At 54.2% G+C, this 23,774-nt stretch carries 21 protein-coding genes and 5 tRNA genes; 14 read left to right on the top strand and 12 right to left on the bottom strand.

The features are described 5' to 3' along the window. Nucleotides 1-33: 33 nt before the first annotated feature. Nucleotides 34-513, bottom strand: coding sequence for a metallophosphoesterase family protein (locus tag V8L70_RS01270; RefSeq protein ID WP_336268597.1), 480 nt, complete (start codon nt 511-513; stop codon nt 34-36). Nucleotides 514-766: 253 nt separating this feature from the next. On the opposite strand from V8L70_RS01270, the gene V8L70_RS01265 reads away from it, so the two are divergent. Beyond that, nucleotides 767-1,534, top strand: a complete 768-nt coding sequence (locus V8L70_RS01265) for a class I SAM-dependent methyltransferase (RefSeq protein WP_176301955.1) — start codon at nt 767-769, stop codon at nt 1,532-1,534. Nucleotides 1,535-1,607: 73 nt separating this feature from the next. On the opposite strand, the gene V8L70_RS01260 is transcribed toward V8L70_RS01265, so the two are convergent. The 6 genes from V8L70_RS01260 to hemA form a co-directional block, all read right to left on the bottom strand. After that, complete coding sequence (locus tag V8L70_RS01260; protein WP_336268567.1) at nt 1,608-3,287, bottom strand: methyl-accepting chemotaxis protein; 1,680 nt, start codon at nt 3,285-3,287, stop codon at nt 1,608-1,610. A gap of 109 nt (nt 3,288-3,396) precedes the next feature. Then, nucleotides 3,397-4,152: a HesA/MoeB/ThiF family protein gene (locus tag V8L70_RS01255; protein ID WP_336268566.1), complete on the bottom strand. Its 756-nt coding sequence runs from the start codon at nt 4,150-4,152 to the stop codon at nt 3,397-3,399. A 4-nt stretch (nt 4,153-4,156) separates the two neighbouring features. Then, entirely contained in the window at nt 4,157-4,657 is a 501-nt protein-coding gene (locus V8L70_RS01250; protein ID WP_336268596.1) for an Lrp/AsnC ligand binding domain-containing protein, read from the bottom strand. 178 nt (nt 4,658-4,835) lie between these two features. Then, the gene (gene prmC, locus V8L70_RS01245) at nt 4,836-5,696 is read right to left on the bottom strand and encodes a peptide chain release factor N(5)-glutamine methyltransferase (RefSeq protein ID WP_336268565.1); all 861 of its coding nucleotides are present in this window, start codon (nt 5,694-5,696) and stop codon (nt 4,836-4,838) included. Beyond that, complete coding sequence (gene prfA / locus V8L70_RS01240; RefSeq protein ID WP_008957335.1) at nt 5,696-6,784, bottom strand: peptide chain release factor 1; 1,089 nt, start codon at nt 6,782-6,784, stop codon at nt 5,696-5,698. Before prfA ends, prmC begins: the two co-directional genes overlap by 1 nt. After that, nucleotides 6,781-8,094 (bottom strand): glutamyl-tRNA reductase, encoded by a 1,314-nt coding sequence (gene hemA / locus V8L70_RS01235; RefSeq protein WP_336268563.1) that lies wholly within the window; start codon nt 8,092-8,094, stop codon nt 6,781-6,783. The genes prfA and hemA overlap by 4 nt, the downstream gene beginning before the upstream one ends. Nucleotides 8,095-8,349: 255 nt before the next feature. Here hemA and V8L70_RS01230 point away from each other — a divergent pair, with 255 nt between their 5' ends. The 9 genes from V8L70_RS01230 to V8L70_RS01190 all read left to right on the top strand — a co-directional run bounded on the left by V8L70_RS01230 (nt 8,350) and on the right by V8L70_RS01190 (nt 15,762). Continuing rightward, nucleotides 8,350-10,185: a tetratricopeptide repeat protein gene (locus tag V8L70_RS01230; RefSeq protein ID WP_336268562.1), complete on the top strand. Its 1,836-nt coding sequence runs from the start codon at nt 8,350-8,352 to the stop codon at nt 10,183-10,185. Between the two features lie 69 nt (nt 10,186-10,254). After that, the gene (gene lolB / locus V8L70_RS01225) at nt 10,255-10,902 is read left to right on the top strand and encodes a lipoprotein insertase outer membrane protein LolB (RefSeq protein ID WP_101145631.1); all 648 of its coding nucleotides are present in this window, start codon (nt 10,255-10,257) and stop codon (nt 10,900-10,902) included. 9 nt (nt 10,903-10,911) lie between these two features. Further along, nucleotides 10,912-11,766: a 4-(cytidine 5'-diphospho)-2-C-methyl-D-erythritol kinase gene (gene ispE, locus V8L70_RS01220; RefSeq protein ID WP_101145632.1), complete on the top strand. Its 855-nt coding sequence runs from the start codon at nt 10,912-10,914 to the stop codon at nt 11,764-11,766. Between the two features lie 92 nt (nt 11,767-11,858). Next, a tRNA-Gln gene (locus tag V8L70_RS01215) sits at nt 11,859-11,933 on the top strand. Nucleotides 11,934-11,991: 58 nt separating this feature from the next. Further along, nucleotides 11,992-12,933, top strand: a complete 942-nt coding sequence (locus tag V8L70_RS01210; RefSeq protein ID WP_009287569.1) for a ribose-phosphate pyrophosphokinase — start codon at nt 11,992-11,994, stop codon at nt 12,931-12,933. Nucleotides 12,934-13,029: 96 nt separating this feature from the next. Further along, the gene (locus V8L70_RS01205; protein WP_101145633.1) at nt 13,030-13,671 is read left to right on the top strand and encodes a 50S ribosomal protein L25/general stress protein Ctc; all 642 of its coding nucleotides are present in this window, start codon (nt 13,030-13,032) and stop codon (nt 13,669-13,671) included. Between the two features lie 154 nt (nt 13,672-13,825). Then, entirely contained in the window at nt 13,826-14,413 is a 588-nt protein-coding gene (gene pth, locus V8L70_RS01200) for an aminoacyl-tRNA hydrolase (protein WP_101145634.1), read from the top strand. A 104-nt stretch (nt 14,414-14,517) separates the two neighbouring features. Next, entirely contained in the window at nt 14,518-15,609 is a 1,092-nt protein-coding gene (gene ychF, locus V8L70_RS01195; protein ID WP_007113453.1) for a redox-regulated ATPase YchF, read from the top strand. Nucleotides 15,610-15,685: 76 nt separating this feature from the next. Continuing rightward, nucleotides 15,686-15,762 (top strand) — tRNA-Met (locus V8L70_RS01190). 80 nt (nt 15,763-15,842) lie between these two features. Here the strand turns inward: V8L70_RS01190 and V8L70_RS01185 are convergent. Next, on the bottom strand, nt 15,843-17,162 hold the full coding sequence (locus V8L70_RS01185) for a M18 family aminopeptidase (protein ID WP_101145635.1): 1,320 nt from the start codon (nt 17,160-17,162) through the stop codon (nt 15,843-15,845). A 139-nt stretch (nt 17,163-17,301) separates the two neighbouring features. On the opposite strand from V8L70_RS01185, the gene V8L70_RS01180 reads away from it, so the two are divergent. Beyond that, nucleotides 17,302-19,422, top strand: coding sequence for a carboxy terminal-processing peptidase (locus tag V8L70_RS01180; protein ID WP_336268559.1), 2,121 nt, complete (start codon nt 17,302-17,304; stop codon nt 19,420-19,422). 101 nt (nt 19,423-19,523) lie between these two features. Here V8L70_RS01180 and V8L70_RS01175 read toward each other — a convergent pair whose 3' ends face one another. From V8L70_RS01175 to V8L70_RS01160, 4 genes are all read right to left on the bottom strand, one after another. Further along, the gene (locus V8L70_RS01175) at nt 19,524-19,889 is read right to left on the bottom strand and encodes a metalloregulator ArsR/SmtB family transcription factor (protein WP_336268558.1); all 366 of its coding nucleotides are present in this window, start codon (nt 19,887-19,889) and stop codon (nt 19,524-19,526) included. 235 nt (nt 19,890-20,124) lie between these two features. After that, a tRNA-Asn gene (locus V8L70_RS01170) sits at nt 20,125-20,200 on the bottom strand. A gap of 67 nt (nt 20,201-20,267) precedes the next feature. Continuing rightward, nucleotides 20,268-20,343, bottom strand: a tRNA-Asn gene (locus tag V8L70_RS01165). 58 nt (nt 20,344-20,401) lie between these two features. Further along, nucleotides 20,402-20,477, bottom strand: a tRNA-Asn gene (locus V8L70_RS01160). 181 nt (nt 20,478-20,658) lie between these two features. On the opposite strand from V8L70_RS01160, the gene miaB reads away from it, so the two are divergent. The 3 genes from miaB (at nt 20,659) to ybeY (ending at nt 23,676) form a co-directional block, all read left to right on the top strand. Beyond that, nucleotides 20,659-22,002 carry a tRNA (N6-isopentenyl adenosine(37)-C2)-methylthiotransferase MiaB gene (gene miaB, locus V8L70_RS01155; protein ID WP_336268557.1) on the top strand — a complete coding sequence of 448 codons (1,344 nt, stop codon included), beginning with the start codon at nt 20,659-20,661 and terminating at the stop codon, nt 22,000-22,002. 97 nt (nt 22,003-22,099) lie between these two features. Beyond that, nucleotides 22,100-23,179 (top strand): PhoH family protein, encoded by a 1,080-nt coding sequence (locus tag V8L70_RS01150; RefSeq protein WP_101145637.1) that lies wholly within the window; start codon nt 22,100-22,102, stop codon nt 23,177-23,179. Further along, complete coding sequence (gene ybeY / locus V8L70_RS01145; protein ID WP_101145638.1) at nt 23,176-23,676, top strand: rRNA maturation RNase YbeY; 501 nt, start codon at nt 23,176-23,178, stop codon at nt 23,674-23,676. Before V8L70_RS01150 ends, ybeY begins: the two co-directional genes overlap by 4 nt. Nucleotides 23,677-23,774 lie beyond the last annotated feature (98 nt).

Raw genomic sequence — 23,774 nt, 5'->3', positions numbered from 1 at the left:
GGCAATCTCTGGAGAGCAACGCGACAGAACAAATTACAACAAATGTATTATCGCCCCGCGTATACCGCGTTGATCAATCCATAATTTGCCTAACGTAATGGGAAGCTTAAACCGACGCTTTCCCGCTGCACCTGGATTAAAGAGCAACTTTCCTGACTGGGTTTCGTTGCGAGATTTGTGAGAATGGCCGTGCAGAACGGCATCGCAAGGAGTCGATGGGTCAAAATCCGCTAAACGATGAACAAGGTGCAGATGATGGTCATTAACCATAATATCCTGATGCACTGGCAAGCTCCCCGCCCATGCAGCCGTGTCGATATTGCCCAGCACGCAGTGAACCGGCGCCAGAGTTTTCAGGTATTCCAAGATCGCTTTGTCCTCTTCTTTGCTGCCCACGTCTCCCAAGTGCAAAATTAGCTCGCACCCCTGCAGCAGGACAAGTGCTTCATCACGCAACAACCCGTGAGTATCGGCAATAAGTCCGACGGGAGAAGCAATGTTGTAACTCGGCATTGATGAGTTCATTAATACGGTTTTCTCGCTTTTTTGCACTTTATTATCGTAACAATTTCGTCGCTTTTATTGATAGAACGCTACGTAACATTACTCAAATAGATCATATTTTTAAATCAACAGAAATATCGCGATGTAATTGTTTTAGTTTTTCGTTATCTATCTAATAAGTTAAGCAACAGCAAGCTATACTATGCTGGCTATCATAATATGACTGCCCTTGATGGAATAATAACGACGCCAGGAAGCCGACATGACCAATATTTCTCCAAACGCACCCAGGCAAGAGTGGAACGCCAATGGCTACGCCCAGAATGCTAATTTTGTACCTAAGCTAGGCAGCGAAGTCGTCAAACTGTTAGCGCCTCAACCTGGTGAACGCATCTTGGATCTTGGCTGTGGCGATGGCGCGTTGACAGAGCGCTTAGTGCAATTAGGGGCCGATGTACTAGGGATTGATGCTTCAGAAGAGATGGTGGAAGCAGCACGACAGCGTGGCATTACCGCGCGCGTGGTCGATGGTCATCAGTTGCCCTTTGATCACGAATTTGACGCAGTGTTTAGCAACGCGGCGCTGCACTGGATGCTTGATCCCCAGGCTGTCTTGGCAGGGGTTAAGCGGGCGTTGAAACCTGGGGGCCGGTTTGTGGCCGAGTTTGGTGGCCATGGCAACGTAGCCGCCATTTGCACCGCGCTGATTGCCGCCCTGCAGTTCCGGGGCATTAGCGCGCGCGGGCGCCATCCCTGGTACTTTCCTACTACACATGAATACGGCCGTATACTGGAAACAGTAGGCTTCAAAGTAGAAAGCATTGAGCTAATTCCTCGCCCCACTCCTTTGCCTACGGGCATGATTGGATGGCTTGAAACGTTTGCCAGCCCATTTTTACATGGGCTTGATGAAGATGTGCGAGAGGCCGTGCTGGAAAATACCTTAACGCTTTTAGGCCACAGCCTACGGGATGAGCAAGGAAACTGGACAGCCGATTATGTCCGTCTACGCGTTTCAGCCCGCGCATAAAACCTGACAAGCATCTAAAAAAAGCCGCCGATAGTAAACGTTCACTGTCGGCGGCTTTTACTTAAACCAAGACCTAGAATTCATCCCATTTGTCAGCGGTGGCCTTTTTGCTTTGCGTTGTTTGCCGGTGTGGCGTTGCTTCAATGTGCTGATTAGTGTCCTGCTCTTGCGTAACATGATGGTGAATTAGCGCACCATTGCTACTGGCACTCTCATCAATGCGGAAAGTAGCCATCAAACCGGCTAGTTCGCGGGCCTGTCTCTCTAAAGAGCTTGCGGCGGAGCTGGTTTGTTGAACGAGAGCAGCATTTTGCTGGGTTCCCGAGTCCATTTCAGTAAGTGCTGCGTTGATCTGTTCAATGCCACTATTCTGCTCTCGCGTCGCGGTCGAAATTTCACCCATCAATGTGGTGACTTGACGAATTGCATCCACTGTTTGATGAATAGTCTGCCCACTGCGCTCCGCTTGTTCGGCACCACCGTTAATTTTCGTGGTGGTTTGCTCAATCAAACTACGAATCTCTTTGGCTGAGTCGGCACTGCGCGTCGCCAATGAACGCACCTCGCTGGCCACCACAGCAAAGCCGCGACCTTGCTCCCCGGCACGCGCCGCTTCAACCGAGGCATTAAGCGCCAAAATATTGGTTTGGAAGGCGATAGAATCAATCACACCGATAATATCGTTGACTTGGCTCGCGCTAGCGGCAATCTCACGCATTAGTTGCACCGTACGCTCTACCTCTTCACCACCTGACTCCGCAGACTGCGACGCTGCGACTGAAAGCTGATCAGCCTCTTGGGCCGTTTCAGCATTTTTACTCACCGTCGTCGACATCTCCTCCATGCTGGAAGCGGTTTGTTGTAATGCTGAAGCCTGCTGTTCGGTTCGCGAAGAGAGATCGTGACTTCCCGCTGAAATATCACCCGCACCACTGAAGACTCGCTCGCTGCTGCCTCGTAATGCTATTACCAGCTGTTTTAACTTCTCCTGCATAGCCGCCAGGCCACTGAACAACTGGCCAATTTCATTACGGCCACGATCCTCTATGTGCCCTGTTAGATCGCCATCGGCAATCCGAGCAAAATACGCACTGGCGTCGCGTAGTGGCCTTACAACGCTACGCATCATTGCCCACCTAATCACCACCGCCGCCAGGAGTGAAATTACTAGCAGGGTAATGGCAATGACACCAATCACAGTGGCTAAGTGGTTCACCTGTTGAAGGACACTAGCGCCGCGTCCTTCGGTATAGGCAATAAATCCACTCATGGCTGCATCAAACTCAGCGCTTAAAGCTCCCAGCTCTTCTTGGCGGCGCTGAATTTGAAAAGGAGCGGCCTCAAGCAATGGGGAAATACCCTCTGTCACAAAGGCTTCATAAGCGCTGATAATGGCATCACGATGTGGTGCCAAAGTGCCTTCAGGGTTGATTGGCACAGCACGAAACTCATTAAAACGTGCCTCTGCTTCAGCGACTGCCTCTACCGCCATGGCAAGGCTTTCCTGCCCTTTTTCGGGGTTGCCTTGCGTGCTAAAACTCGCCGAGCGGTCTAAGAAGGTTTGCGCTCTTAATGAGTGCACTTGTGTGCGGTTGGCTAAGTTGGTGAGTCTTACGTTGGTGGCTGTCAGTTCCTCAAGTGCTTGAGAGCTGTTGTGATTCGCATAGAACCCAAGCCCGCTGATCAACCCAATCATCAGCACCAGCAAGGCTAACGCGGCAGTCAGACTCCATTTAATAGAGAGGTGCTTCATCCGGTGATCCCTTTTTCATTTATAAGTCATTCAATTAGGTATCGGCGAAGCTCAAGACAACTGAAACGTTCCGGGGTAATTTTAGACGTTTGTATAATAAACAATAGACTTAACGGTACTGTGCACACACGCGACAAGCGGGATCACGGCGAACTTGAAAATGTCGCCATTGGCCGCTCAAACCATCAAACGTGGATAACCCCTGGTGGGCAGTGCCTGCGCCGCTTAGCAGCTTAAATGCTTCAACCGCTTGAAAGCAGCCAATCAAGCCTACCAGTGGCGCCATTACCCCACTCTCTGCGCAACTAAGCGCTTCGTCACCACTGTCATCGGGTGGATATAGGCAGGCGTAGCAAGGGCACTCAGCCTTGCAGGGGTCAAAGACGGCCAGTTGGCCTGAAAAACGAATGGCTGCGCCGGAAATCAATGGAACTCCAGCCTTTTGTGACGCCGCATTGACTGCATAACGGCTTGAAAAACGGTCGGTACAGTCCAGCACCACGCCCGCTGAAGCCACTAAGCGCTCAAGCGCTGCGCCTTCTACATGCTGGTCTAACGCCACGACATCGCAGTGCGGATTAAGCGCTTGCATGCTGGCCTGGGCAGAGTGGGCTTTATTTAATCCCACACTTGCCTGCTGATGCGCTATTTGGCGCTGAAGATTAGAAAGTTCGACGTGATCGGCATCCGCGATGGTGATTCGCCCTACCCCGGCAGCCGCTAAATAAAGCGCCGCCGGTGAGCCCAAGCCACCTGCCCCAATAATCACGGCGTGAGCAGATAGCAGGTGCTCTTGGCCCTCGATATCCACTTCGGGCAGCATGATTTGACGGCTATAGCGCAGCAGTGCCTGATCATCCATCATCGGCTTATTTATCCTCAAATTCCTCAAAATCAGGAATGTGTAAATTGAAGTTCTCTTTAACTTCTTCCATTACCACATAGCTTTTTGATTCTTTCACCCCAGGAAGCGTTAACACTACATCGCCCAACAGTTGGCGATAGGCCGACATTTCGGGAATACGGCACTTTAAGATGTAGTCAAACTGCCCTGACACAAGATGACACTCTTGAATCTGGGGTAGTTTCTCGACCGCGCGGCGGAATTCATCAAATACGGCGGGCGATTGTGTTTCTAAACTGATTTCGACAAAGACTAGTAAATTGGCCTTCAAGGCACGCGGATCGAGGATTGCCTGATAGCCACGGATAATGCCAGCTTTCTCCAAGCGTTTAACCCGCTCGAGACAAGGGGTTGTGGATAACCCTACTTCCGAGGCCAAATCAACATACGAAATACGCGCATTGTCCTGCAAGCAGCGCAGGATTTTAAGATCGATACGGTCCAGCGTTCTATTTTTAGGTTTCATGCCAGTGTCCTTCATGCGAGCCCCTTGCTAAGGGTTGTACTAAATGGCGCTGAGTGATCAGACCATTTATATACAAATTCTAATCAACCAGTTAGTTATTAAAATAGCCTCTCAACATCAGCGCTTGAGGATTTGCAGCGGTTGTTGACATTAGCGCTGTCGATTTAACCCGCTGAGTTTAAGTGGCTGTTATTAGGCGCCCTAGGGTAACCCGTTCATGCCCTCCCAGGTCTCGAACACTTTCAACGTTCTGATAGCCAGCACTGCTTAGTGCCATGCGTACTTTTTCCGCCTGTGTATAACCGTGTTCAAGAAGCAGCCAGCCGGACGCTGTCAAATAGTGCCGAGCGGACTGCACCAAGTGCAACAAATCCGCCATGCCATCAGCGTTTGCAACCAGCGCCGAGCGAGGCTCAAAACGCACATCGCCTTCGGCAAGGTGAGGGTCATCGGCAGCAATATAAGGCGGGTTACTAACGATAATATCGAAAAGCGTACCGGCCTCAGCATCGCTTTCCAGCGCGCTAAACCAATCACTCTGCAGAAAATGGGCGTTGGTAATACACAAGTCTTGCGCATTGCTTGCTGCCAGCTCGACCGCCTCGTTACGCACGTCTACACCGAGCACTTGCCAGCCTGGCTGCTCGCTAGCAAATGCTAACGCAATGGCGCCCGTGCCGGTTCCAAGGTCAAGCAGTCGGCCAGTGGGCAGCGTCGCCCGGTTAAGCGCAAGCTCGACTAACGTTTCAGTATCGGGACGGGGAATTAACGTATTGGGAGAGGTCGCTAAACGCAGCCCCCAAAATTCACGCTCGCCGGTTAGGTAGGCCACTGGCGTGCCCTGGGCACGTGCGTCGATGAGTGCATCGAAGCGCGAATGCTCCTGGGAGGAACACATTTTATCGCCCCAGGTGTACAGCCAGGTACGATCCCGCTCAAGCACATGGCACATCAGCACTTCAGCATCCACACGCGGCGAGGTAGACCCCGCCGCCTGTAACCGTTGTGCCGCCTGTTTCAACAGCGCATCAAGCGACATTAGACGTCCTGAAGGGCTGAAAGCTGTTCCGCTTGATACTCGTGAATCAGCGGATTAATCACATCGTCCAACTGCTCGCCACTGACCACTTCATTCAGTTTATACAGGGTCAGGTTAATGCGGTGATCGGTGATGCGACCTTGCGGAAAGTTGTAGGTGCGGATGCGTTCGCTGCGATCCCCCGAGCCTACCAGCGAGCGACGGGCATCGGCCTGCTCCTGACGCTGGGAATCTACCGCATTGCGTTTGAGCTTGGCTGCCAGCAGCGACATCGCTTTGGCACGGTTTTTATGCTGACTGCGCTCTTCCTGGCATTCCACTACCACGCCGGTTGGTAGGTGAGTAATGCGGATGGCGGAATCGGTAGTGTTAACGTGCTGACCACCAGCACCGCTGGAACGGTAGGTATCCACACGCAAATCGGCTGAGTTGATATCGATATCACCGACATCGTCGACCTCAGGCATGACCGCGACGGTGCAGGCAGACGTGTGAATACGGCCCTGAGATTCGGTCGCCGGTACGCGCTGAACCCGGTGGGCGCCGGATTCAAACTTTAGCTGGGCGTAAACACCATCGCCCTTCACCCGGGAGATGATCTCTTTGTAACCGCCCTGCTCGCCGTGGCTGGCGCTGACGATTTCGACCCGCCAACCGCGCTTTTCCGCATAACGCGAATACATGCGGAAAAGATCACCGGCAAAGATGGCAGCCTCGTCGCCGCCGGTTCCTGCGCGTACTTCTAAAAACACCCCACGCCCATCGTCAGGGTCTTTCGGCACCAGCAGACGCTTAAGCTCGATATCTAATTCTTCTAACCGCTCGCGCCCTTCGCTCAGTTCCATCTCAGCCAATTCGCGCATGTCAGCGTCGCTGTCGCGGCTAAGCTGCTCGGCTTCATGCATATTGGTTTCGATGTCACGATAGCGCTGCCACGCGGCCACCAGCTCCTCTAACTCGGAGTATTCTCGTGAGTAGTCGCGGAAGCGCTGCTGGTTATTGATCACTTCCGGATCAGACAGCAGCATCGCCAGCTCTTCAAAACGTTCTGTAAAGCTGTCTAAGCGTTGGCGCAAAGTCTCTTTCATGCGGGCGTATCATCCTTCTGGCGTTTTACCGGGGGCGCAGGCGTGGTTTCAAAGGCTGGCTTAGCAGGCAACAGTAGGCGCGGCGCGGCATTCAGCAAGTCGTGATGCTCCTCTGAGGCGGCATCACGTATGGCTTGAGTCGGCTGGTGCAGCAGGCGGTTGGTCAACTGATGCGCCAAGCGCTCAATGACTTTAGCAGGGTCTTCACCGCGCGCCAGCCGCTCTAACGCTTGATCGCGTGAAAGATCGCGCAGCGCTTCGCCATGCTGGCGATAATCACGGATTAGTTCACCACCGTTGCGAATACGTCGTGCATGCTGCCAACTGCCCACCCCGTGCTCAATCAGCGATTCCGCTTGATCTGCAGCCACCTGGCGATGACGGCGATTCTCTTGAATCACCTCTTCCAGATCGTCGACGGTGTAGAGGAACACATCGGCCAACTCGCCTACTTCGGGCTCGATATCACGCGGCACGGCGATATCGACCATAAATACCGGCCGATGGCGGCGCTTCTTGAGCGCCCGCTCCACCATCCCTTTACCGAGGATAGGCAGCGGGGCCGCGGTGGAAGAGATGACGATATCGGCATGCTCAAGGGCGTCGGGAATCTCTTGCAGGGTAATCGCCGTCCCCCCCAAGGGCCCTGCCACGAGCTCGGCACGTTCGCGGGTGCGGTTGGCGACAGTAAGCTGGCGAACACCGGCTTCGTGTAAATGCCGAGCGACCAGTTCGATGGTTTCACCAGCGCCAATGAGTAACGCGCGTGAACGGCTAAAATCATCAAAAATGCGGCTGGCCATACTGACCGCCGCGTAGGCCACTGAGACAGGGTTTTTGCCAATACCTGTTTCGGTACGTACCTGTTTGGCCACCGCAAAGGTGTGCTGGAACAGGCGCTCAAGCTCACCGCCCAACCCTTTAGACTCACGCGCCTGTTGATAGGCATCTTTCAACTGGCCAAGAATCTGCGGTTCGCCCAGCACCATAGAATCCAGACCAACCGCTACGCGCATTAAATGGCGCGCCGCATCGTTGTCTAGATAGTGGTAGGCACAGCGGGTCAGCTCATCGACGCGTAAGTTATGAAAGCGTCCGAGCCAATTGAGTACCGCCTGCTCGCCAGCCGCATCCGTGACACAGTAAAGCTCCGTGCGGTTGCAGGTCGATAGCACCGCCGCTTCACTAATTTGTGGCAGATTTCGCAATTCAGCCAACGCAATGTCAAGCTGCGCGGGCGAAAAAGCCACCTGCTCACGCACGGCCACGCTGGCGGTACGATGATTTATTCCCAGGGCAAGAAGCGTCATGCGTTATGCGTCTTCGCTAGTGTGTCGGACTTTCGCCGACCGCCGGTCTTAAAGCGGCCGCACCGTCAATTAGGGCTTGCTCAAACAAGTCTTTGGCGTGGTTCAAGCGCTGCCTATAAAATAGGCATAAAGATTGCTGACCACTTTTTCAAGGAGGAACATTCTATCACAGCAGGCTATCATCTGGCCCACACCACTTTGCCGCAGGCAGGCAAGCCGCTATGCTGAGCATTCGGCCACTTAATCGAGAGACGCATGCGACCTCGCTCTACACTTCTCGGCTCTACTGTTCTGAGCTTTTCATTTTTGCGCTTTGCTTTTCCAAGCGCTGCTGTACGGCGTTCGTCGCTGCTACCAGTGGCCGCCGCAGCGTTACTCCTGGGCGGCTGCCAATCGACGTCCAGCCAGCAGAATGGCCCGCTGGGCACATGGGCCGATGACCCAATGCGCGAGGCCCCGCCTATAACGCGAGGGCTAGATGCCGCAGGGCTTAGCACGCTGCTGGGGGCTGAACTGGCTGGCCAGCGAGGCGATTACCGTTCGGCAAGCCAGGGCTATCTTGAAGCGGCGCAGCGCTATCGCGAGCCTGCACTTGCCGAGCGTGCGACGTTCGCCGCCCGCTTTGGCAACGAGGCCTCTTTAATCGAGGCTTCTGCGCTACGTTGGCGTGAGCTGGCCCCACAGGCAGAAGCACCTAATCGCTTATTGGCGGCTTTTTCATTACAGCGCGGTGATTGGCTCGACAGCCTTGAGCAACGTATTGATGTTGTCGAAGCTGGCGGCCACGGAGATTTGGCTGCCTTTGCAGAAATTGCGGTGGCGGAAGAAGCGCCGCTTACCTTAATTGCTCAGCAGTTGCGTGCGCACCTAGCCCAGCCCAACGCTGACCAGTTAGAACATCACAGCGATGTACTGCTGGGCACAGCACTGATTGAAGCCGCCCTTGGCGACACCGCTGTTGCCCAGCGGCGGCTTGATCAAGTCGCGCTGCTGGACCCTGAATCAGCGGCGTTATGGTTGGTAAGAGCACGCCTTGCGCTAGAGACGGAAGACTACTCGACTGCTCAGCGGGCGGCACAACAGGGCTTGGAACTCGCGCCTGACGATGTGCGATTTATTTTGCTACTGGCCCAGGCCGAGATTCGCCTCAACAACATCAGTGCGGCCGAGACACAAACTAACGCACTGCTGGAGAGCCATGGCGGCAACCAGGATCTACGTTTATCGCTGGCACAGCTGTATCTGGAAGAGGGGCACCCCGAACCCGCCCAACGCCTGCTGCAGCCGCTGATTGGCCAGCCAGAGGTGCCGAATCTAGCCTATTACCTGCTCGGGGCGATTACCCAGACCCAAGGCGATACCGACAACGCGCTACTTTATTACCGCCAAGTCAGCGAGGGGGATGAATTTGTGCCCGCTCGCGCGGCTGCGGCGCAAATGCTGATTGAAGAAGATCGTCTGCTTGATGCCCGTGCCTTTCTGCGCATTGAGCGGATGCGCTTTGACAACTATTTTACTGAACTGGTGATGCTCGAAGTCCAGTTACTGGACGAAATGAACCAGCCTACCGACGCCAACGCCTTACTGGATCGTGAAATCACCCGCACACCTGACGATGCCGCTCTGCTTTATGTGCGTGCCATGCGCCGCTGGGAAGCAGGTGACATTGAGGGTATGGAGCGGGATTTACGCCAAGTGCTGCGCACCGACCCAAACAATGCCGAAGCGCTCAATGCGCTAGGTTATACGCTGGCAGACCTTAACCTGCCTGGGCGCCTGCAAGAGGCGTTTGACCTCATTGAGCGCGCTTACGAAGCCGACCCTGACAACCCCGCCGTGCTCGATAGCATGGGCTGGGTGTACTTCCGCTTGGGCCAGCCCGAAGAAGCGCTTCTCTGGCTTGAAAGCGCTTATACCCAACTACCCGACCAAGAGGTCGCTGCCCATTTAGCCGAGGTATTGCAGGCGCTGGGGCGTGAAGAAGAGGCACGCCGCCTGATCCAACAGATTATGCAGCGCACCAACCTGCATCCTCAGATCGACAACTTGCTTGAGCGCTATCCTGAACTAACACCGCCGGTGGCACCCTAACGCTACGTCACCCGACGGCGCCCCATCATGTTACGCTTGCGCCGTCATTACCCAACATGGAGCCCGTTTATGCCGACACTGATGTCCTTTCCGCTACGCTCACCTTCTTTCCCTGCCTATACGCGCTTGTGGGTATTGGGCCTTGCCCTCTTGTTCTTAGCAGGGTGTGCCTCACAGAGCCCAGTGGATGAAAGCGGCAGACAAGCGGGTCAGTGGGAGCGTCAACAGGGTGATGTAGCAGCATTCGAGACTTGGACACTTGTCGGCAAAGCCGGACTGCGCACCCCCCAAGAGAACGTCAGCGCCAACCTGGACTGGAATCAGACCCCTTACTATTTCCGTATGCTGATCAGCGGGCCGTTTGGTGGCGGGCGCAATGTGCTTGAGGGTCGTGAAGGTCGCTTCTCACTCTCCAATAGTGACGGACGCTTTGAAGCAGAAACGCCGGAAGCCTTAATGGAAGAACAGCTTGGCTGGTCACTGCCCGTTAGCGCAATGCCTGACTGGGTACGCGGCCTACCCGGCGAAAATGACAACTATCAGATGGAAACCGATGAACTCGGCTTCCCCAGCCACTTGACACAAGACGGTTGGGAAATTGACTACCGCGACTGGGAACAGTTTGAAGGCATGTGGCTGCCACGCCGGTTAATCATGAACTACGACGATGTACGCATCACGCTGGTCGTTAATCAGTGGCAAGCCAGCGACGAGTAAACCGTTTAAATGAACGCGCAACTTACTTTACCCGCCCCGGCCAAGCTTAACCGCATGCTGCATATCGTGGGCCGTCGTAAAGACGGTTACCACACACTGCAAACGCTATTTCAATTTATTGATCTTAATGATCACCTTACGCTGGCTGCCCGCGATAATGGAGAGATCCATCTAACCCATGAGGTCAGCGGCGTAAACCACGATGACAATCTGATTGTGCGTGCCGCCCGTTTATTGCAGCGTCACAGCGGCACTCGACTAGGGGCGACCCTTTCTATTGAAAAACAGCTGCCTATGGGCGGCGGCTTGGGTGGCGGCAGTTCCAACGCGGCTACCACGCTAGTGGGGCTCAATCACCTCTGGCAGCTTCATCTATCGTTAGACGAATTGGCACGCTTAGGCCTGCAGCTGGGGGCCGACGTGCCTGTCTTTGTGCACGGCCATAGTGCCTGGGCTGAAGGGGTAGGCGAGCAGCTTACCGCAGTGACGCTGGATACCCCTTGGTTCGCCATTATTCATCCCGGCATAAGTGTGTCCACACTTGACGTCTTTCAAGACCCGCAATTGACACGTGACAGCCGCCCCATTACTATGGCGCGCGCACTGCAGGGGGGAGCGCCGGAGTGGCGCAACGACTGTGAAGCCGTCGTAAAGGAACGCTATCCGCCAATTGCGGAAGCCCTTGATTGGCTCGAACAGCACGCACCTAGTCGGTTGACCGGCACGGGCGCTTGTTTGTTTGCTGCTTTTGAGACGCAGCAAGCAGCACAGGCAATCGCGCAATTAGCGGGTCAACGTTGGCCGACATGGGTAGCACGCGGGCTCAACACCTCTCCCCTACATGATGCTCTGGGCTATTTATAACCCCGCTCTGGGCAGTTTATAGTCCCGCTCTGGGCTATTACAGCCCCGCTCTGGGCAGTTAAAAGCGCCCGGTCAGCGCGTTAGGTTATTGCTGGGGTATCGCCAAGTGGTAAGGCACCGCTTTTTGGTAGCGGCATTCCCAGGTTCGAATCCTGGTACCCCAGCCAACCCAACAATGGCCTGCGTTTTTACCCCTGATTCCCAACACTGCAAAGGTGGCTGCGCGTGTCAAAATTGATGGTTTTCGCCGGGAATGCTAATCCCGCACTCGCTCAAAAAATAGCCGAGAGCTTAGACAGCCGTATGGGTAACGCGACGGTGGGTCAATTCAGCGACGGCGAAATTGCAGTCGAGATCAATGAGAACGTGCGCGGTAAGGATGTCTTCATCCTGCAATCCACCTGTGCACCGACAAACGACAATCTGATGGAGTTGATCCTGATGGTCGACGCACTGCGTCGCGCCTCGGCAACTCGTATCACCGCTGTTTTGCCCTACTTTGGCTATGCACGCCAGGATCGCCGTGTGCGTTCCGCACGTGTGCCTATTTCCGCCAAAGTGGTTGCCGACATGATGGTCAAGGCAGGCGTTGACCGTGTGATGACCATGGATCTACATGCTGATCAGATCCAGGGTTTCTTTGATGTCCCGGTCGACAACGTCTACGGCTCACCCATTTTGCTGGATGACATCGAGCGTCAGAATTATAGCGACCTCGTTGTAGTCTCCCCCGATGTGGGTGGTGTGGTTCGTGCACGCGCCATCGCCAAACAGCTGAACGCCGATCTCGCCATTATTGATAAGCGTCGCCCCCAGGCTAATCAAGCCCAGGTGATGCACATTATCGGTGAGATTGAAGGCCGTACCTGTGTCGTGGTCGACGATATGATCGATACCGCAGGCACGCTATGTAAAGCCGGTGAAGCGCTCAAAGATCACGGCGCCAAGCGCGTCGTGGCTTATGCAACGCACCCGATTTTATCCGGCCCAGCGGTTGATAATATTACCAACTCCGTACTGGATGAAGTGGTGGTGACCGACACCATCCCGCTCTCTGACGTTGCTCGTCGAAGCGGAAAAATTCGCCAGTTGAGCGTTGCCGGCCTTATCGCGGAAGCGATTCGTCGGGTCAGCAACGAAGAATCTGTCAGCGCGATGTTCCACTAAACGCCTGACGATATAGCCCCCTTTTGGGGCCACGGAAACGCCATCGTCTGGTCGCGGTCGATGGCGTCTTCCTTACTTAAACCAAGAGGCAATTCCATGTCTGATTTTATCCTGAAAGCCAGCGTTCGTAACGACCTGGGGAAAGGTGCGAGCCGCCGCCTGCGTCGTGCGAACCAGCAAGTACCTGCCGTTGTATACGGTGGCGAAAAAGGCGCGCAGTCTATCTCCGTAGAAAAAACCGCGTTCTACAAAGCGATTGAAGACGAGTCCTTCTTCTCCTCGGTCATCAAACTGATGATCGAAGGCAAAGAAGAGCAAGTGGTTGTTCGTGACCTGCAGCGTCACCCGTTCAAGCCGTTGCTAACTCACGCCGACTTCCTGCGCGTTGACGCTACCCACGAAATCACCATGAACGTGCCGCTGCACGTGACCGGCGAAGAAACGTGTGTAGGCATTAAAGACCAAGGCGGTGAACTGCACGTACTGGCCAACGAAGTGGCGATCAGCTGCTTGCCGAAAGACCTGCCTGACTATCTTGAAGTCGACATTAGCGCACTTGAACTCGGCACTACGCTGCACCTGTCTGACCTTACCCTGCCGGCTGGCGTCACCTCTGTTGACCTGTCCCACGGTGAAGAGCACGACAATGCAGTACTCAGCATCACCAAAGTGAAAGTCCGTGTTGAAGAAGATGAAGACGGTGAAAGCGAAGGCGAAGAAGATTCCAGCGCCGAGTAAATACCCGTTAAGCATCCTATGAGGGCCATGCCTGCATGGCCCTCATGATGCTGACATGATGTTAGAATCAAGCGCCTCGGCGCTTGATTTTTTTTAGGGCTGACGCTGGCGCGATGTCAAAAATTTCTCCTAGAAATGGGTATGAGGTGGGAATATGAGCCAGGTAACGGCCATTATTGGATTAGGAAACCCCGGCGCGGAGTATGACGCCACTCGCCATAACGCTGGCTTCTGGTTGGTCGATGCAATTGCGCGCAGCGCCCATGCAGAGTTGCGCCCGGAAAAGAAGTTTTTTGGCCACTACGCCAAAGTCCGCCTAGGCGACCATGAGCTGCACCTACTCAACCCCGCCACCTTTATGAATCGCAGTGGTGCCGCAGTAGCGGCCTTAAGCCAATTTTTCAAACTGACGCCCGACAATTTGCTGGTCGCCCACGACGAACTTGACCTTCCGCCTGGGCAGGCACGCTACAAAACTGGCGGCGGGCACGGCGGCCATAATGGCCTACGCGATATCATTAGCGCGCTAGGCGATCAAAAGCAGTTTCACCGGGTACGTATCGGCATTGGCCATCCTGGGGAGGCACGCCAAGTCACTAATTATGTACTAGGGCGGCCCGGCAAGGCCGAACAAGAAGCGATCACTCGTGCCATTGATGAGTGCATCACCACGCTGCCATTAGCGCTAGCGGGAGACTGGGCCAAAGCGATGAACCAGTTACACAGCCTTAAGTCAGAATAAACGCTGTCGAAAACTGGCTAGTGACGCCGGTAGCTGACGGCTAGTGCATCTCGTAGAATGGCGATTATATTTACGCCCTACCACCTTATTTTCAGGAATATTTTATGGGTTTCAATTGCGGCATCGTCGGTCTGCCTAACGTCGGCAAGTCCACGCTATTTAATGCACTGACGAAGTCAGGCATTGATGCAGAAAACTTCCCTTTCTGCACCATTGAGCCAAACGTCGGTATCGTTCCGATGCCGGACCCGCGTCTTGATAAGCTCGCCGAGATCGTCAAGCCGCAAAAGGTACTGCCGACCACCATGGAGTTCGTCGACATTGCTGGCCTAGTCGCCGGGGCTTCCAAAGGCGAAGGGCTGGGCAACAAATTCCTGGCCAACATCCGTGAAACCCAGGCGATTGCCCATGTGGTGCGCTGCTTCGATAACGACAATGTTATCCACGTGGCAAATCAAGTCGATCCTCGTGCCGATATCGAAACGATCAATTTAGAATTGGCGCTGGCCGACCTGGATACTGTCGAAAAAGCTAGCCAACGCTTGGTTCGTTCGGTGAAAGGGGGTGATAAAGACGCCATTGCCACCAAGGCGATTCTTGACCGTATTCAGCCCCACGTTGCGGAAGGCTTGCCGCTGCGCAGTTTTGGTTTGAGCGAAGAAGAGCAGCGTCAGGTGAAAAGCTTCGGCTTTTTAACCCTGAAGCCGACCATGTACATCGCCAACGTCAACGAAGACGGTTTCGAGAACAATCCTTACCTGGATATTGTTAACGAGATTGCCGCCGAAGAAGGCGCGTTGGTAGTGCCGGTGTGCAATCAGCTGGAAGCCGAAATCGCTGAGCTGGACGATGAAGAGCGCTCCATGTTCTTGAGCGAGATGGGCATGGACGAGCCGGGCCTTGATCGCGTGATTCGTGCGGGTTACTCCCTGCTAGGTCTGCAAACCTACTTCACAGCTGGTGTTAAAGAAGTTCGCGCCTGGACAGTGAAAGAAGGCGCAACAGCCCCAGAAGCAGCAGGCGTCATTCACACCGATTTCCAGAAAGGCTTTATTCGTGCCGAAGTCGTCGCTTATGACGATTTTGTTTCACTGGGTGGCGAGCAAGGCGCTAAAGATGCCGGCAAGTGGCGCCTGGAAGGCAAAGAGTACATTGTTAAAGATGGCGACGTAGTGCACTTTCGTTTTAACGTATAAACGGCCGCGCCAACATTCTCAGCAATAAAACATTGACTAAAATCAGTGTTATCAGTATCATTCGCCCCCGTTGAAAGGCTACGTAGCTCAGCTGGTTAGAGCACATCACTCATAATGATGGGGTCCCCTGTTCAAATCAGGGCGTAGCCACCAAAGCTTATTGAAAAGCCCGCTGATTCTGTCAGCGGGCTTTTTTTTGCTTTAACTCGGCTGTGGCTATGGGCGCAACACGATCAACTCAACGTGGTGCGGTTTAAAAATTGCGTCAGCGCGCGAGTAAGGTACTCCACATCTTTAGTACCTGCAGTTTCTCGAATGGAGTGCATCGCCCACTGCGGGATACCAACATCAATAGTGGGTACGCCTAACTCGGTCGCGGTAATCGGCCCAATCGTGCTGCCGCAACCCATATCTGCCCGGGTCACAAACGACTGCACCGGGACATCCGCTTCACGACACACATCACGAAACAGCGCGCCGGTAACGCTATTAGTGGCGTAGCGCTGGCTCGCATTAACCTTGATCACCGGGCCGCCATTAATCGCCGGGCCGTGGCGCTCATCGTGCTTGTCGCGAAAATTGGGATGCAGCGCATGGGCGTTATCGCAAGAGATCATCAGCGACGACTGAATCAGCTGAATCAGTGACTCATCACTGCCCTTCTCACCTCCCTTGCCTCCCAGCTGACCATTAATGCGCTTTAGCACATCCGCCAGAAAAGGACCTTGAGCGCCGCTGGCGCTGGCACTGCCCACTTCCTCGTGATCATTGGCTACTAACAGGGCGCCCTGACGACCATCGCTGCCTAATAGCGCTTCCAACCCCATAAAGCAGGAAAGCAGATTATCCAACCGAGCGCTAGCCACTAGCTCCTGCTTGACGCCCACCAACGATGGCGGCTGTACATCGTAAAAACCCAGTTCAAAGTCAACCACTTCTACGGCACTCAGACCGTGCTGCTGCTCTAGCCACTGCGCCACCAATTCGGCTAACGTGGCTGCCTCACTTTGCATCAATACCGGCGCCATTTGTGTCTGCGGATTTATCGGGCGGCCGCTGTTCACGTCTCGATCAAGGTGGATCGCTAAACTCGGTATGGTGGCAATAGCACGGTCGACATTGAGGAGTACGCTTTCCAAGCGCCCATCAGCGTGGCGCACATGTACGCGCCCTGCCAACCCTAGGTCACGGTCAAACCAAGGCGCCATCAGCACACCGCCGTATACCTGCACGCCTAACTGCAGCCAACCCGCAGAACGCTGCGTGGCGTTGGGCTTTAAATGCAGGCCGGGGCTATCAGTATGCGCACCAATCATGCGCAATTCGGTTAATCTAGACTCAGGTAATTGAAACGCAATAATGGCTGAGTCGTTACGGGTAACGTAGTAGCGTTTGCCCGGCGTTAGCTGCCAATTCGCCTTTTCTTCCAGCCGCTGAAAACCGGCTTGCTCCAATCGCGAGGCCATATTGCCTGCAGCATGCCAGGGTGTCGGTGATTGACGCAGAAAGTCACAGAGACGTGTTAAACGATCAGCGTTGAAAGTCTCGGACATGGAAATCCTCTTAACAGTAATGATTGAGTCTCATAGTGCAGGCGACCTGCTACAATACTCCCTCGACCTACGCAACTCATGGGTCACATTGCGTGTCTAGGGAAGAATGAGTGTACACAAATCCGGGAGAGCTTGACTGATGAGCTTGTTTGCAACGCTTTCGCGTTCGGTCGCCCTGGCTGTCATGCTGGTTGTTTCCAGCCCAGCCGCCTTGGCGCAACTCGAGCCGACCGACGAACAACGCCAGGCGGCGGTGGAAATTGCGGACTCGCTCCGCTACGGACACTATGCTGACGTAAATTTTGACGAAGCATGGTCGCAAGACACATTCCAACGCTATTTGGACATTCTTGACGGTCAGCGCGCTTACCTACTGCGCAGTGATATCGAAGCCTATCGCCATCTAGAAACCAGCATGGCAGACGCCATTTTTAATGGCGATCTAGACGACGCTTTTAATCTGTATAACGCGTTTAGTGAACGTCAACGCACTCGCGTTGAGTCGCTACTTACTCAGCTCGACGAAGGCCTTGATTTTAACTTTGAAAGCAATGAACGCTTAGAGATTGATCGTGAAGATGCCCCCTGGGCCTCCCGGCAAAGCGAACTCGACGAGCTATGGCGCAAACGGCTCAAAAATGACGCTTTAACCCTGGCCTTAACCGACCAGGACAGCGAACAGATTGAAACCAATCTGCGTCAGCGCTATGAAGGCCAACTGACCCGCCTGGAGCAAACCGAGCCTGAAGACGTGTTTGGCGTACTCATGGCAGCGGTCACGGGCAGCATCGACCCGCACACCGGCTACCTCTCCCCCCGCCAGGGTGAGTCGTTTGATATTCAGATGAGCCTCTCGCTTGAAGGGATCGGCGCCCTGCTTCAATCGGACGGCGAGTACGTCAAGGTTGCAAGCCTAGTACCCGGTGGCCCAGCAGAGCGCGCAGGCGTTTTGGAACCAGCAGACCGCATCATCGCTGTTGGCCAGGAAGAAGGCGAGATGGTTAATGTCGTCGGTATGCGTCTGGATAACGTGGTTGACTTAATTCGTGGTCCTAAAGGCTCCATCGTTCGCTTAGATGTGGTACCTGCCCAAGCAGTCGATATGACTCGCTCGCAGATCGTTGAAATTACCCGCGATACCGTCAGCCTTGAAGATCAAGCTGCCAGTAGCGAAATCATTGAAGTCGAGCGCAACGGCGAGCCGCACCGCCTTGGGGTCATTAACGTGCCCACGTTCTACGTTGATTTCGACGCTTGGCAAGCCGGTGAAGAGGAGTACCGCAGTACCACACGCGATGTTGCCAAAGAAGTCGAACGCCTTAAAGAAGAGGGCGTAGAAGGTATCGTGCTTGATCTGCGCAACAATGGCGGTGGTGCCCTGCAGGAAGCCAATTCATTGATCGGCTTGTTTATCGACCGCGGCCCCACCGTACAGGTACGCGACGCCCAGGGCCGCATCCAGCTCTACGGCGACAGCGAAGCAGGCACGCTCTATGACGGCCCGTTAGGCGTATTAGTGAACCGCCTCTCTGCCTCTGCATCGGAAATTTTCGCTGGCGCTATTCAGGATTACGGTCGCGGCCTAGTGCTCGGTACGCCTACGTTCGGCAAAGGCACCGTGCAAACGCTTAATGATCTGAGCCATGGCCAGATCAAGCTAACTCGCGCCAAGTTCTACCGTATTTCTGGCGATAGCACCCAGAACCGCGGCGTAGAGCCGGATATCGACTTCCCCAGCCTGATTGACCCCGAGCGTATTGGTGAAAGCAGCTTGGATAACGCATTAGCGTGGGATACCGTTCAGAACGTTCAGTATCGCCGCTATGGCGAACCTGAAAACATGCTGGAGCAACTCATTGCCCAACATGATGCACGTGCGCAGGATAATGCCAATTTCCGCTATCTTGAACGCCAGTCCACACTTGCTCGTCAGCTACGCGAACAGCACACCAGCGTGAGCTTAAACCGCGAACAGCGCGAGCGTGAAATGGAAGCCCAGGAAGCCGAACAGCTCTCATTGGAAAACCAACGCCGCCGTGCGCTGGGCATGGAAGAGCTGGATGAGTGGATGGACGCTCGGACAGACGCCACGGCAGGAATAGGCGGCGAAGAGAGTGATGATGCTGCTGCCTCACAAGAGAGCGAAAGCGAAGAGGATGAAGCACTGGCCGTCGATCGCGCCTACGTGTTGGAATCAGCAGAGATACTTCTCGATTACGTCCATTTGCAGGATTCTCAGCGGTTAGCGGCTAAGCGTTAACACGCACGGTTAAAGCACGCTGAGAAAAAACGCCGACCCCTTTATAAGGGTCGGCGTTTTTATTACGCTATTTTAATCACCTAGCCTGCCTCAGCATCGCGTTAACACAGCGCCGCTCGGCGGGCAGGCCGATCACCCATTCGCGTTAAGCGCTGCGTGAGTGCCGCTAATTGCACAGCGCTGCCTTGGGTGCCCGCCTGAACAATATCGTGGACCCAGGCAGGTAATTGAGAGGCAAGGCGGTAATAGACCCACTGCCCCTCGCGCTGATCGCTAAGCAACCCACATTGACGTAACTGAGCCAAGTGCCGTGATACTTTGGGCTGCGATTCCTGCAGCGCATGGGTCATTTCACACACGCACAGCTCCTGCTCTTGAGCAATTAGCAGCACCAGCATCAAACGCGTTTCATCGCTTAAACACTTAAATACTTGCAGCGCCTGGGGCGCAGTCACGTTGCCCACCATAAACTTCCTAAACTAATGGATTATCAATGTAGTTTACGTCACTAAATCGGTTGACGGTAAGCACCGATAGTTCTAATGGTGAACCAGCTCACACGCCAGACACAACAAAACCGCCTATACATTAGCTGGCAGTGGGTATAGCAAAAGAGAAAAGGAAACACTAGAAATGAACGCTTTCAGTCAACGCAGAGAAAACTAGGCGCTAATGAAAAGCAAATAAGCAGGGGGAATTAATTGGCTCCTCGAGCAGGACTCGAACCTGCGACCCAATGATTAACAGTCATTTGCTCTACCAACTGAGCTATCGAGGAATCATGCACTACCCAGAACGATACGCCGTAAAAAGGCAGCTAAAGAGGTACTAACGATATTACAACTTGGCTCCTCGAGCAGGACTCGAACCTGCGACCCAATGATTAACAGTCATTTGCTCTACCAACTGAGCTATCGAGGAACATCATAAGTTGTCGTGTTTTAAGCAAAGCCCTTCGCTTTAAAGCGGTAGCGAAGATTGGCTCCTCGAGCAGGACTCGAACCTGCGACCCAATGATTAACAGTCATTTGCTCTACCAACTGAGCTATCGAGGAACTGCTCAAACACGGTGCGTAGTATACCCATTGAAATGTGATGGTCAAGTATCGATTATGGCCGAATGCTAGCCCCAGGTTTCTTGTGCCCGTATAATGGGGATATCTAAAAGTGGCATGGCCCACTATCCGACACTCCATTCATCCTCGTCCCTTGACGACTCATAGATGACAGGTACCGATGGCGAAGAAGCTCTTCATCAAAACGCACGGCTGCCAAATGAACGAGTACGACTCCTCCCGCATGGCGGATCTACTCGGCGAATCTCACCAGCTCGAACTCACTGATAATGAGCGTGAAGCCGATGTCATTCTGTTAAACACCTGCTCGATTCGCGAGAAAGCGCAGGAGAAAGTTTTTCATCAGCTGGGCCGCTGGAAAAAACTTAAAGATGCCAACCCCGATCTAGTGATTGGCGTAGGTGGCTGCGTGGCCAGCCAAGAAGGCGAAGCCATTCGCAAGCGCGCACCGCATGTGGACATGGTATTTGGGCCACAAACCCTCCACCGCGTTCCTTCGATGCTGGATGCCCGCAGCAATAATCAGATTGCCGCTGTGGATGTCACTTTTCCTGAAATTGAAAAGTTTGACCATCTGCCCAAGCCCTCCTCCGATGGCGCCACTGCATTCGTATCGATCATGGAAGGCTGCTCCAAGTACTGCACCTTCTGCGTGGTTCCTTACACCCGTGGCGAAGAAGTTTCACGCCCCTTTGAAGCAGTTATGGATGAAGTCATCCACCTTTCCGATCAGGGCGTGCGTGAGATCAATCTGCTGGGCCAAAACGTGAATGCCTATCGCGGTGAAAATCAGCTTGGCGACGAGATCGACCTGGCCGAGCTGATTGCCTGTGTGGCGGCTGTAGACGGGATCGATCGCGTCCGCTTCACCACCTCGCACCCGGTTGAGTTTACCGACAGTCTCGTAGAAGCCTTCGCCGATATCCCAGAGCTGGTGAGCCACCTACACCTGCCGGTACAGTCAGGTTCAGACCGCATTCTTAACGCTATGAAGCGTGGTCATACGGCGGCGGAGTACATTGAAAAGATGGAGCGTATCCGCGCCAACCGCCCGGATATCAGCTTCTCTTCAGACTTCATTATCGGTTTCCCCGGCGAAACGGAAGAAGATTTTGAAGCGACGATGAACCTGATTCACCAGATTGGCTTCGACCACTCGTTCAGCTTTGTTTACTCCGCCCGCCCCGGCACACCTGCTTCTGGCCTGCCGGATGAAACACCGGAAAGCGTGAAAAAGCAGCGCCTGGCAATTCTGCAGGAGCGGATTATTCAGCAAACCGCGCAAATTAGCCGCCGTATGGTCGGCAGCACGCAGCGTGTACTGGTTAACGGCTTTTCGCCCCGCGACCCCGGCCAACTCTCAGGGCGTACCGAGAACAACCGCGTGGTGAACTTCCGTGCCGCCAACCCCACCGAGCTAATCGGCTACTTTGTCGATGTGGAGATCACCGAGGCCTTCCCCAATTCGCTGCGCGGTGAACTGGCCTCACCCGAGCGCTATTAAACGTTCCCTTTGCACCGCCATTAACACAGGTCATTGCCCCGCTTCAGGCGGGGCAGTAAGCTGAACGATACACACACTAACGAGGGGTTCCCCACTCTTGAGCCAGCCAACACCTCAGGCCAATCGCATCATCACCTTAAGCCTTGAACCCAATGATCCGCAGCGCCTTGCTAGCCTTTGCGGCCAGCAGGACGAGCATTTAAAGCTGATTGAAAGCCGCCTGGACGTGACGCTGCGCAACCGAGGCAATGTGTTCCAACTGGCGGGCCCCGCCAATCGCATTAAAGCAGCGGCAAACGTACTGGAACATCTCTACCGCGAAACGGCATCCAGCGAACTTGAAGCCGATACCGTCCACTTATTCCTACAGGAATCGGGGCTTGAAGCGATAGAAGATGAAGAAGATGGTAGCGGTAGCAGCGACGAAGTGATCATGCGCACGCCGCGCACCATGATCAAACCGCGTGGCCTTAATCAGCAGCGCTATGTGTCCAGCATCCGCGAACACGATATCAATTTTGGTGTTGGCCCTGCGGGCACAGGCAAAACTTATCTAGCGGTCGCTGCGGCGGTTGAAGCGCTCAATCAACAGGAAGTACGCCGCATTCTGCTTGTGCGCCCTGCCGTTGAAGCGGGTGAGAAACTTGGCTTTCTACCCGGCGACCTGGCCCAAAAAATCGACCCCTACTTACGTCCTCTTTATGACGCTCTGTACGAGATGATCGGTTTTGAACAGGTGGCCAAACTGATTGAGCGTCAGGTAATTGAGATTGCCCCGCTGGCCTACATGCGTGGCCGCACGCTTAATAATTCCTATATCATTCTGGATGAGAGCCAGAACACTACGCCAGAACAGATGAAAATGTTCCTAACCCGGATTGGTTTTGGTTCTACCGCCGTCATTACCGGCGATGTGACCCAGGTCGATTTACCCAAGGGGCAGCGGTCAGGGCTGATTCAGGTGCTCGACGTATTGAAAGACACCCCAGGCATTGGCGTTACCCACTTTGCCGCCAAGGATGTGGTTCGCCACCCGTTGGTTCAGCGCATTATCGAAGCCTACGACATGTTCGAGTCTCAGCAAGAAGTGGAAGAGCGTGCTCGCCGTGAAGTGCGCCAGCAAGAACGTGATGCCCGCATGCAATCGCGAGAAGGCTCCTGGGATAGTTCGCGATGAACGAGCCTACGATTGATGAGCTAATAATTGATCGTCAGGCAGCGATCAACGAACCCCTGCTACCCTCTCTGACACAGCTCACCCACTGGGTGGGCTGTGTTTTTGCGCACCACCCGGATGACCAGCGTCGGGAAGTGACTATCCGCTTTGTGGATGAGAGCGAGAGCCAGACGCTTAACCGCGACTACCGGGGCAAAGACAAAACCACTAACGTGCTGTCGTTTCCCTTTGAGAGCCCGCCCGGGGTTGAATTACCGCTACTGGGTGATCTCGTGATTTGTCACGCCGTGGTGGCTCAGGAAGCTCGCGAGCAGCGTAAACCGCTTGAGCATCACTATGCTCATATGGTCGTGCATGGCATCTTGCATTTAATGGGCTACGATCATATTGATGATCAGGAAGCAGAAGAAATGGAGCAGTTCGAGCGCGAACTATTGGCTGAGCTGCACATTCCCGACCCATATGCTGACACTACCTCCGATGGCATTAATGGCTAAACGCTTTGGGTTTTTATTATTTGATAGTGGGTGCGTTAATTCAGGTAACAACGAATCTGGTACTATCCCCCGCATCGGTGATAAAACAGCTACCTGAC

The organism is Vreelandella arctica (assembly GCF_037070215.1).
In the GTDB taxonomy this organism is placed as follows: Bacteria; Pseudomonadota; Gammaproteobacteria; order Pseudomonadales; family Halomonadaceae; genus Vreelandella; species Vreelandella arctica.
Note: the sequence above shows the minus strand (reverse complement) of the source record. Positions and strands in the feature narration are given on the sequence as shown.

Excerpts from the sequence above, each read along its gene's own strand:
- V8L70_RS01270 (WP_336268597.1), bottom strand. The coding sequence starts at position 513 with ATGCCGAGTTACAACATTGCTTCTCCCGTCGGACTTATTGCCGATACT.
- V8L70_RS01265 (WP_176301955.1), top strand. The coding sequence starts at position 767 with ATGACCAATATTTCTCCAAACGCACCCAGGCAAGAGTGGAACGCCAAT.
- V8L70_RS01260 (WP_336268567.1), bottom strand. The coding sequence starts at position 3,287 with ATGAAGCACCTCTCTATTAAATGGAGTCTGACTGCCGCGTTAGCCTTG.
- V8L70_RS01255 (WP_336268566.1), bottom strand. The coding sequence starts at position 4,152 with ATGATGGATGATCAGGCACTGCTGCGCTATAGCCGTCAAATCATGCTG.
- V8L70_RS01250 (WP_336268596.1), bottom strand. The coding sequence starts at position 4,657 with ATGAAACCTAAAAATAGAACGCTGGACCGTATCGATCTTAAAATCCTG.
- prmC (WP_336268565.1), bottom strand. The coding sequence starts at position 5,696 with ATGTCGCTTGATGCGCTGTTGAAACAGGCGGCACAACGGTTACAGGCG.
- prfA (WP_008957335.1), bottom strand. The coding sequence starts at position 6,784 with ATGAAAGAGACTTTGCGCCAACGCTTAGACAGCTTTACAGAACGTTTT.
- hemA (WP_336268563.1), bottom strand. The coding sequence starts at position 8,094 with ATGACGCTTCTTGCCCTGGGAATAAATCATCGTACCGCCAGCGTGGCC.
- V8L70_RS01230 (WP_336268562.1), top strand. The coding sequence starts at position 8,350 with ATGCGACCTCGCTCTACACTTCTCGGCTCTACTGTTCTGAGCTTTTCA.
- lolB (WP_101145631.1), top strand. The coding sequence starts at position 10,255 with ATGCCGACACTGATGTCCTTTCCGCTACGCTCACCTTCTTTCCCTGCC.
- ispE (WP_101145632.1), top strand. The coding sequence starts at position 10,912 with ATGAACGCGCAACTTACTTTACCCGCCCCGGCCAAGCTTAACCGCATG.
- V8L70_RS01205 (WP_101145633.1), top strand. The coding sequence starts at position 13,030 with ATGTCTGATTTTATCCTGAAAGCCAGCGTTCGTAACGACCTGGGGAAA.
- pth (WP_101145634.1), top strand. The coding sequence starts at position 13,826 with ATGAGCCAGGTAACGGCCATTATTGGATTAGGAAACCCCGGCGCGGAG.
- ychF (WP_007113453.1), top strand. The coding sequence starts at position 14,518 with ATGGGTTTCAATTGCGGCATCGTCGGTCTGCCTAACGTCGGCAAGTCC.
- V8L70_RS01185 (WP_101145635.1), bottom strand. The coding sequence starts at position 17,162 with ATGTCCGAGACTTTCAACGCTGATCGTTTAACACGTCTCTGTGACTTT.
- V8L70_RS01180 (WP_336268559.1), top strand. The coding sequence starts at position 17,302 with ATGAGCTTGTTTGCAACGCTTTCGCGTTCGGTCGCCCTGGCTGTCATG.
- V8L70_RS01175 (WP_336268558.1), bottom strand. The coding sequence starts at position 19,889 with ATGGTGGGCAACGTGACTGCGCCCCAGGCGCTGCAAGTATTTAAGTGT.
- miaB (WP_336268557.1), top strand. The coding sequence starts at position 20,659 with ATGGCGAAGAAGCTCTTCATCAAAACGCACGGCTGCCAAATGAACGAG.
- ybeY (WP_101145638.1), top strand. The coding sequence starts at position 23,176 with ATGAACGAGCCTACGATTGATGAGCTAATAATTGATCGTCAGGCAGCG.